This window comes from Paenibacillus sp. NPDC058898, assembly GCF_049316025.1.
Lineage (GTDB): Bacteria > Bacillota > Bacilli > Paenibacillales > Paenibacillaceae > Paenibacillus_AQ.
In genome coordinates this window covers 159,106-167,729 of record NZ_JBMOSM010000003.1, presented here as the reverse complement: position 1 = coordinate 167,729, position 8,624 = coordinate 159,106, and the positions used below count along the sequence as shown (strand labels likewise).

4 protein-coding genes are annotated in these 8,624 nt (G+C 46.5%); all 4 read left to right on the top strand.

Annotated elements, in window-relative coordinates; genetic code table 11:
* The first annotated feature begins 12 nt into the window (after positions 1-12).
* The 4 genes from ACOZB4_RS09235 (at position 13) to ACOZB4_RS09220 (ending at position 8,088) form a co-directional block, all read left to right on the top strand.
* Complete coding sequence (locus ACOZB4_RS09235) at positions 13-5,247, top strand: SDR family NAD(P)-dependent oxidoreductase (RefSeq protein WP_422759533.1); 5,235 nt, start codon at positions 13-15, stop codon at positions 5,245-5,247.
* Positions 5,248-5,319: 72 nt separating this feature from the next.
* Positions 5,320-5,997 carry an MBL fold metallo-hydrolase gene (locus ACOZB4_RS09230; protein ID WP_372238791.1) on the top strand — a complete coding sequence of 226 codons (678 nt, stop codon included), beginning with the start codon at positions 5,320-5,322 and terminating at the stop codon, positions 5,995-5,997.
* A gap of 17 nt (positions 5,998-6,014) precedes the next feature.
* The gene (locus tag ACOZB4_RS09225) at positions 6,015-6,995 is read left to right on the top strand and encodes an acyltransferase domain-containing protein (RefSeq protein ID WP_076321929.1); all 981 of its coding nucleotides are present in this window, start codon (positions 6,015-6,017) and stop codon (positions 6,993-6,995) included.
* Between the two features lie 349 nt (positions 6,996-7,344).
* On the top strand, positions 7,345-8,088 hold the full coding sequence (locus ACOZB4_RS09220; RefSeq protein ID WP_379404241.1) for a GTP pyrophosphokinase: 744 nt from the start codon (positions 7,345-7,347) through the stop codon (positions 8,086-8,088).
* The last annotated feature ends 536 nt before the right edge of the window (positions 8,089-8,624 follow it).

Here is an 8,624-nt window from a genome sequence, read left to right as displayed (position 1 = left end):
CTTCCATCCGGAGTGACAGATGCAGCTTCTCCTTTTACGATGCATCCCAGCCTAATGGATTCTGCTCTGCAGGCCACCATATCCATGATGATGAGCTCTGATTCAGCGTCGAGCGCTTCGTTGAAGCCGGGGCTTCCGTTTGCCCTGCATGAGCTGGAGGTTTTCCGCAGCTGTCCTTCCGAGATGTGGGCACGAATCCGGTACAGTGACGGAAATAAACCAGAGAGTAAAGTGCAGAAACTGGATATCGACCTATGTGATGCTCAGGGTAAGGTTTATGTAAAAATGAGGGGGTTTTCAACCAGGGTGCTTGACGGAGAGGTGAAATCATCGACGGTTTCGGAAACGCCTGGTACCCTCATGCTGGAACCGATCTGGCGGGACCAGCCAGTTGCTCGGATTGGCAGTGCCCCGGAGTATGCCAAACACTTGGTGTTCCTGTGTGAGATCGGTTCGGGCATGCAGAGTTTAAACCATCAGTTGAGCCAGGCCCGTTGCATTACGCTGGAATCATATCAGGAACGAATAGAAGAGCGGTTTATAACGTATTCGGCCCGAATCTTTGAGGAAATTCAAGCGATTCTGAGAGACAAGCCCAAAGATAAAATCCTTATCCAGGTGTTGTCACTCTCACAACACGATCAGCTATTGTTATCGGGGATCTCCGGCTTGATGAAGGCTGCACAGTCGGAAAACTCCAAGCTTGTATGTCAATATATCGAAATAGAATCCGTTGATACTAATATAACGGACGTATTCATGGAGAACAGTCACCATCCAATGGATCAACGTATTCGGTATCGGGACGGCAAACGTTGGGTTGCCGGATGGGATGAACTCCAAGCTGACGTTATGAAGGCGGCTGCTCCCTGGAGAGACCGAGGCATTTACCTGATCACAGGTGGTGCAGGAGGTCTTGGCATCATTTTTGCCAAAGAGATTCTCCATAAAGCGAAAGAGGCCGTATTGATTCTTACCGGACGCTCATCACTGCATGAGGGTACGCATGCCGAACTGGATGAACTGCGGGTTCTTGGAGCCAAGGTTGATTATCGACAAGTCGACGTGACAGATAAGCAGCAGGTTACCTCCTTGATTCAGAGCATTCATGAGGAATACGGAAGCATGAACGGCATCATTCATGGGGCGGGCATTATCCGGGACAATCTAATTCTTAGAAAAGATGTCGAAGAGCTGGAAAACGTGATGGCACCCAAAGTAAGGGGACTCGTATATCTGGACGAAGCCAGCAAAGACATTCAACTGGATTTGTTCATTGCGTTTTCTTCTGTGGCCGGGGCAACGGGGAATCCGGGACAGGCGGATTATTCGGCCGCTAACGCTTTCATGGATACTTACGCTGAGTATAGAAATGCGCTTACGGCTTCCAGGCAAAGGCATGGACGCATGTTATCCATCAGTTGGCCGCTCTGGAAAGAAGGCGGGATGCGTGTTGACGAGGAAGTCGAAAAAATCATGATGAAGAGCCTCGGTACTGTCCCAATGCAGACTTCGACAGGTATCCAAGCGCTGTATCAGGGGTTGGCCTCGGGAAGGAACCAGGTGGTAGTAATGACAGGCATCATGTCCCGAGTGAAGCCTAGAATGCTGCCGGCAGCCGCATCCGTTCAGCATGAGAACATGTCAGCACCCGTTAAGTCAGATGATACCAACTTGCCGGCAAGAGTAGAGACAGCCTTGGTCCAGACTGTATCCAAGCTGCTAAAGGTCAAGCTGGAAGATATCGATATGCAATCGGAGTTAAGTGAGTATGGGTTTGATTCGATCTCGCTTACGCAATTTGCCAATCTTCTGAATGAGGAATACCATCTTGAATTGACGCCTACCGTGTTCTTTGAATATACGACGCTGGATAGCTTTGCCGAATACTTGTTATCGGAACATCGGACTGCCTTTGATGAAAAGGCTTCATTAACCGTCCAGGAGGATCTAACCGTACCGAAGACAAGGGGGCCCGAAGAAGAAGAGATTCTCTTGAGAAAATCACGTTCTCGACCGGGAAGGATAGCAGTTCGGTCTGAGTCGCCGTCTCCGGACCCGGAGGCCAGCGATTCTGAATCTGAGCCAATTGCGATTGTGGGCATCAGTGGCCTGTTTCCGATGGCAAAGGATGTGGATGAATTTTGGAAGAATATCGTGGAGGGCAAGGACTGTATAACGGAAATACCGAAAGAACGCTGGGATTGGAGAGAATGCTTGGACGATCCTTCTGAAGACGAAGAGCAAACCAGTCTGAAATGGGGAGGCTTTATTCAAGGCGTGGAAGAGTTTGATCCGTTATTTTTCGGTATTTCTCCGAGAGAAGCCGAAATGATGGATCCCCAACAGCGTCTCCTGCTGACTCAGGTTTGGAAGGCGGTTGAAGATGCCGGCATTTCGCCGAGCAAGCTCTCGCAACATCCTACAGGCGTTTTCGTAGCTGCAGGCCCAGGCGATTATATGAACGTCACTTCGATTTCACAAGGGAATCCCCAAGCGATGACGGGCGTGGTCCCATCCCTGATTCCGAACCGCATTTCATATGCATTAAACTTGCAAGGACCCAGTGAATACTATGAAACGGCTTGCTCTTCTACATTGGTGGCGTTACATCGAGCGATCCGATCCATATATAACCAAGAATGCGAGCAAGCGATTGTAGGCGCTGTAAACCTGCTGATTTCTCCTATAGGCTTCATAGGCTTTGATGCTATGGGATATCTAAGCCCGGATGGAAGAGCTAAATCCTTTCAGTCCAACGCGGACGGATTTGTTCGGAGCGAGGGTGTTGGTGCAATCATCATCAAGCCGTTGTCGAAAGCGATTGAGGACAATAATTTAATTTATGCTGTAATCAAAGGGACCGGCGTGTCCCATGGGGGCAAAGGAATGTCATTGACCTCACCCAATGCTGCTGGGATGAAGGCAGCCATGGCCCAAGCATTTAAAGGCACGGGAGTTAGCCCCCGGACGATATCCTATATTGAAGCTCATGGTATCGCATCGCCTATCGCCGACGGCATCGAAGTCAATGCATTGAAGACGGGTTATCAGGAGATAGCGTCAAACGATCCATCTTCATCTGATTCATGGGGAGAGAGTGCTTGTTATATCAGCACGCTGAAGCCTTCGCTGGGTCATGGGGAAGTTGCTTCAGGCATGGCTTCGTTGATCAAGTCCATTCAGGCGATAAGACACAAACTTATCCCTGGAGTGAAACGATTTACGAGTCCAAGTCAGCATATTTCGCTGGAAGGAAGTCCGCTTCGAATTTCTGCAGAGCATCATGAATGGGAGCCGTTAACCGATACGCATGGAAAGGTGCTACCGCGACGTGCGGCGATAAACAGCTATGGCATCGGCGGTGTGAACGCTCATGTCATCCTGGAAGAGTATATTCCGGTGGCTGCCGGTAAGCATCAGGAACCTTCGAGGAAACCTCAGATCGTAGCTCTCTCGGCAAAAAGTACAGAGCGACTGGTAGAATATGCTCGGCGCATGCTTGAATATGCAGAACGTGCGCCGGAATTCTTTTTATCGGATTTCGCATACACCTTGCAGATAGGCAGAGAACAGATGGAATCCCGGCTGGCTTTTGTTGCAAGCAGCCGCGAGGAGCTGATTAGTGGTTTCAGGCAATTCCTGAAAACATCGCAAGTCGTCCCGATGGCGAAAGATTCGCATCCTGTCATTTTTACAGGGGAGACAGTCAATTCCAAGTCCAAAATGGATTCGGATGCTGTCCTAACATTATTTGTGGATAACAACCTGACGGATATCGCTCTCCAATGGACAAGAGGCGGCATATTTCCATGGGAAACACTTCACGATGCAAAAGAGGTTCGTAGAATGTCACTGCCTGTCTATCCGTTTGAGAGGAGAAGGTGTTGGCCCGATCTTGATGGCGATGGAGCACAAGAGATCCATCCGGGACAGCTTAAACGTGCAGCTTCAACCCATCGTTTCACTGTAACCACATCGATAATGGCTGAGACGGACCTTAATGTAAGCAGCCGTGTTATCGATATCGTATCGAAAATACTGGGATTGGCCCCCCATGAGTTGAGTCCAGACCTGCCTTTGGATCAATATGGGCTTGACTCCATTCTATTGATGCAGCTCTTGCAGCAATTGCAGAATCAGCTGGCTCCGGCGGTGGATCTCGTTAAACTTCAGGAATGCAGGACGCTTCTGCACATCATTACAATGATCGAATCGCTAATGAAAGAGGATGGATCAAGCATCTTCAGCCGACAAGGCAAGTCCGAAGTGCCTGGGAGTTGGCCGCAGTTTCCCGAGCTAATCCTTCTTAACAATGGCTCGCAGGGATCGCCCGTATTTTGGTTCCATGGCGGCTTGGGTGGCGTGGAAATGTATCAAAAGCTCGCGCAAAAGAGCGAGCGGCCATTTTACGGCATCCAGGCAAGAGGTTGGTTAACTGATCGATCCCCGTTAAAAGGGGTTGGGGCGATGGCTGCGTACTATGCCCATATTATTCAATCCGTTCAGCCTAACGGGCCTTATGATCTGGGAGGTTACTCCTTAGGCGGAGTACTGGCGTATGAAGTGACACGTCAATTGCAGGAGCTTGGACATTCGGTGAATTCAGTGGTGATGCTGGATTCACCATATGGAAAAGAGTTTCAGCAAGGAGCCGTTTCCAGAAAGACGGCCGTATTGCAAGCCGTTAATTTGGCCCTTGCTTCAAAGAATTTTCAGGAACCGGATAAATTTATGCAGACGCTCATCCATCGGAATGAATTGGATCTGAATGTTCAGGAAGAGGAATTGTTTGAACAGTTAATTAAGCTTGGAAACACCCGCGGACTCACCAAGACGGAGGATCAAATCATGTCGATGATTGAAGCGAATATCAAGATACAACATGCATACCAATTTGATCGGTTTTCGGTGAGGCCACTATCCGACCCCGAAGCTGTAACCTGCTACTATTTCCGCAATAAGGGTGGACTGATCTTTGGAGAGCTGGAACCCTATTTCTCTACAACGGAAGATTCTTCAGCTCTAGACCATGCAACCTACTGGAAGGAATGGGAACGTCAATTTCCTAAACTGCATGTGATGGATATAGATCCTTCCAATCATATGGTGCTGTTATCAGAAGCCAAATCTTATGAAACGATTTTTGCGTTTTGCGAAGAGTTATATTCTGAACATGGCATGACCAAAGAGTTTCTCCACATGTTTAAAGAGAAGACGAAAGAATTACACGGAGTCAAGGCATGAACGAATCCCGGTTAAGCTGCAGTAAACGGCGCTTAGCCGGGAGTTTTTTATGCCCGATGCGAAAGGGGAGGAATCATGGTTCATTACGAAGTGTTTGTACTGCGAACGGTTTCGCATCCCTTTATTAATTATAGCTATATTGTTTTTGATAAAAGCAGCCGCTCTGCCATCATCATTGATCCTTCATGGGAACTCGATACCATAATAGGCAGGCTAAACTATTTAAACGCAGATGTGAAAGGGATTATGCTGACCCACTCCCACTACGATCACGTAAATTTGGCGTCGGTGTTAACCGAAATTTATGAATGTGATGTATTCATGTCGAGCGTGGAAATTGAAGACTATGGTTTTAATTGCCGAAATTTGACAAGTTTATCCGATAATGAGGTCGTCATGTTCGGGGAGACAAACGTGACGTGCTTGTGGACGCCCGGGCATACTTCGGGAAGTATGTGTTTTTTGCTTGAAGACTGTATTTTTACGGGGGATACACTCTTTATTGAAGGCTGCGGGGGATGCAATTTCAAGGGGGGATCCGCTGAGGCGATGTTTGATAGCATTCAAAAAATCAAATCTTTTGCAGCTCCGGAACTGCGGGTATTTCCTGGTCATTCCTATGGTACCCCTCCTGGTCAAACGATAAGTATGTTGTACGATCAGAACATCTATTTTCAATTGGATTCGCTCAAGCATTTTGTCAATTTCAGAATGAGGCCAAATCAAGAAGGGATATTTAATTTTCGATAAAATGGGAGTGAAAAAAAGTGGGGAAATCGATCGTATTTTTGTTTTCGGGGCAAGGATCGCAATATTACCAAATGGGCAAGGAGTTATATCGGGATCAGCCGGTATTCCGTCATTGGATTCAGAAGCTGGATCAATATTATTATCAAATCTCCGGGAAATCGGTAACCCGCGAGCTTTACGAGAATGATTATCCGATCAGCCAGCCATTTGATTCATTACCATTCACACATCCCGCAATATTCATGATCGAGTATGCCTTAGCTCAGGTATTTATGGAATATCGGATCTTCCCTGATTATGTGTTAGGCACAAGCTTGGGGGAATTTGCTTCCTGCACGGTCGCAGGTTCCATGGATTACACTTCAGCATTGGAGCATGTGATCGCTCAAGCTGAAATCGTTCAGAATCATTGCGAATCCGGGGGCATGATCGCTATTCTTGATCAGGTATCTCTATACCGCAGCGAACCGATACTTTATCAGAACTGTGAGATTGCATCGGTTAATTTTGATACGCATTTTGTCATCTCGGGAGGAGCCGCGGCTCTTTCCGAAGTGGAGTCTTATTTAAAAGATTGTAATATCATGGCTCAGCGATTACCCATTCGTCATGGTTTCCATTCCAAGTGGATCGACCCGGCAGGCCCGTATTATGAGCGCCATGTAAGCTCTTTAGCTTTAAAGTCTCCCCATACGACCGTAATCTCATCTTTTAGCGGGCAGAGGGTGGCTGCTTTCGAACCCGAATACTTATGGAACGTGGTGAGGGAACCGATCCAATTCCGCAATGCATTGAAATCTTTGATGCCCCTGAAAGATAAGATTTTTGTAGATTTAGGCCCTGGAGGAACACTTGCCACCTTCATTAAGCATAATCATCAAATGTTTGGCTCACATGAAGTTCAAAATATATATACCGTTCTAAGTCCTTTTCATAAGGATATCCATAGATTGGAACAAGTCATATCCAAAATAAAAATGGAACGAGTAACCACTTAAGTCATACTAAGAATTAATGTCGAAACCATGAGTATTTTGCGATTGCCCGAGAAATAATACCACGTTCATGAAATTTATAGGATAATAAAATACGAGCATAAACGCCTTGCAAGATATGGTTTATACAACGATATCAAGCGCTACGAAGCTGGCATATGATAAAAGACGTTGTAACCCCCTGGTTGCGGCGTCTTTTTGACGTTATTGCACTAAAGTTGCAGTCGCACCTCAAAATCAACTACTATTTAAAGAGGGAACAGAACTTCTAGAATGTTAGCAGCGTGTTTTGTTTTTATTTACTACTCGAGTCATCACGGCTCTGAATCACACAATCGAAAGGAAGTATCCCATGAATTCTATGCAAATCGAACAGCTCAAAATCATTCGGAACGAAATTACCCGATTTATGATGAAATACAAATTCGCCTTAGATGAGATCGAAACCAAAATGGAAATATTAAAAGAGGAGTTCCAGGCTCTTCATGATTATAGTCCGATCGAACATACGAAGTCCCGCCTGAAATCGCCGGAGAGCATCATGAAGAAGCTGCTCCGCAAAGGCGGAAACATATCTCTCAGTTCCATCGAAGACAACATTAAAGACATCGCGGGTCTAAGAATCACCTGCTCCTTCATTACCGACATTTACAAAATCAGCGACATGCTGCAGAAGCAGAGCGACTTAACGGTCCTGAACGTCAAAGATTATATCAAGAATCCGAAGCCAAACGGATACCAAAGCCTGCATCTGTTAGTCGAAGTGCCTGTTTTTTTCTCCGACCGGGTGGAGAAGGTATGCGTTGAAGTCCAAATTCGGACTATTGCCATGGATTTCTGGGCGAGTCTGGAGCATAAAATTTTCTACAAATATAATAAGTCGGTTCCCCAGCATCTGCTGGAAGAGCTTAAGAAGGCGGCGGATACGGCTAACGCGCTGGACCGTCAGATGGAGCAATTGCACCACGAAGTACAGGCCATTAAGGATTCGGAAAGCAATGATTCGCTGCTGGAGGAGCTGAAGAGCATACAGATCAACAACCGCAAGTATGAGCTTCCGGCCGGATTGCTTGAAGTGTTGACCGAGGATAATTAAAAGTTCTGGCAGGGGCAAAAAAAAAGAAAAGCTTCACCTGTTTCATCAACCGTACACCGGGTATATATATCCTAAGTGGGAAGTGGAAACACATCAACACCAGACGGATAATAAGACGTTAAGTCGGAATTACCGAAAGGATTTGATACCCATGTACAGCATAACGAGGAATAAGGACGATACTACCTGAATTATTCCAAAGTACACCTTAAGCAATGGAACGATTGCGTTAGAATAGAAATAACCGCTTCCCACGAAAAAACTCTGCGAGTGATCTCGCGGAGTTTTTTTTGCTGTCGACAACCATCCTTGCATGCCCCTGAATCTGCACGTGCACAAAGGGAATAGGATGGTGCATGATGTACAAATTGTGTTCCTTTTCCTAGTGGAAAGCCGATGACTGTGTGAACGATTCTGTTCACAATATTGAGGGATTGGCGGCCCTCGAAAGAACGGACTCTATGATATACTTAGAAATTGGATACAATGGTAACAAACATGATGAAGATGTTATGAACCTACATAATAGAGGTGTA

Excerpts from the sequence above, each read along its gene's own strand:
- ACOZB4_RS09220 (WP_379404241.1), top strand. The coding sequence starts at position 7,345 with ATGAATTCTATGCAAATCGAACAGCTCAAAATCATTCGGAACGAAATT.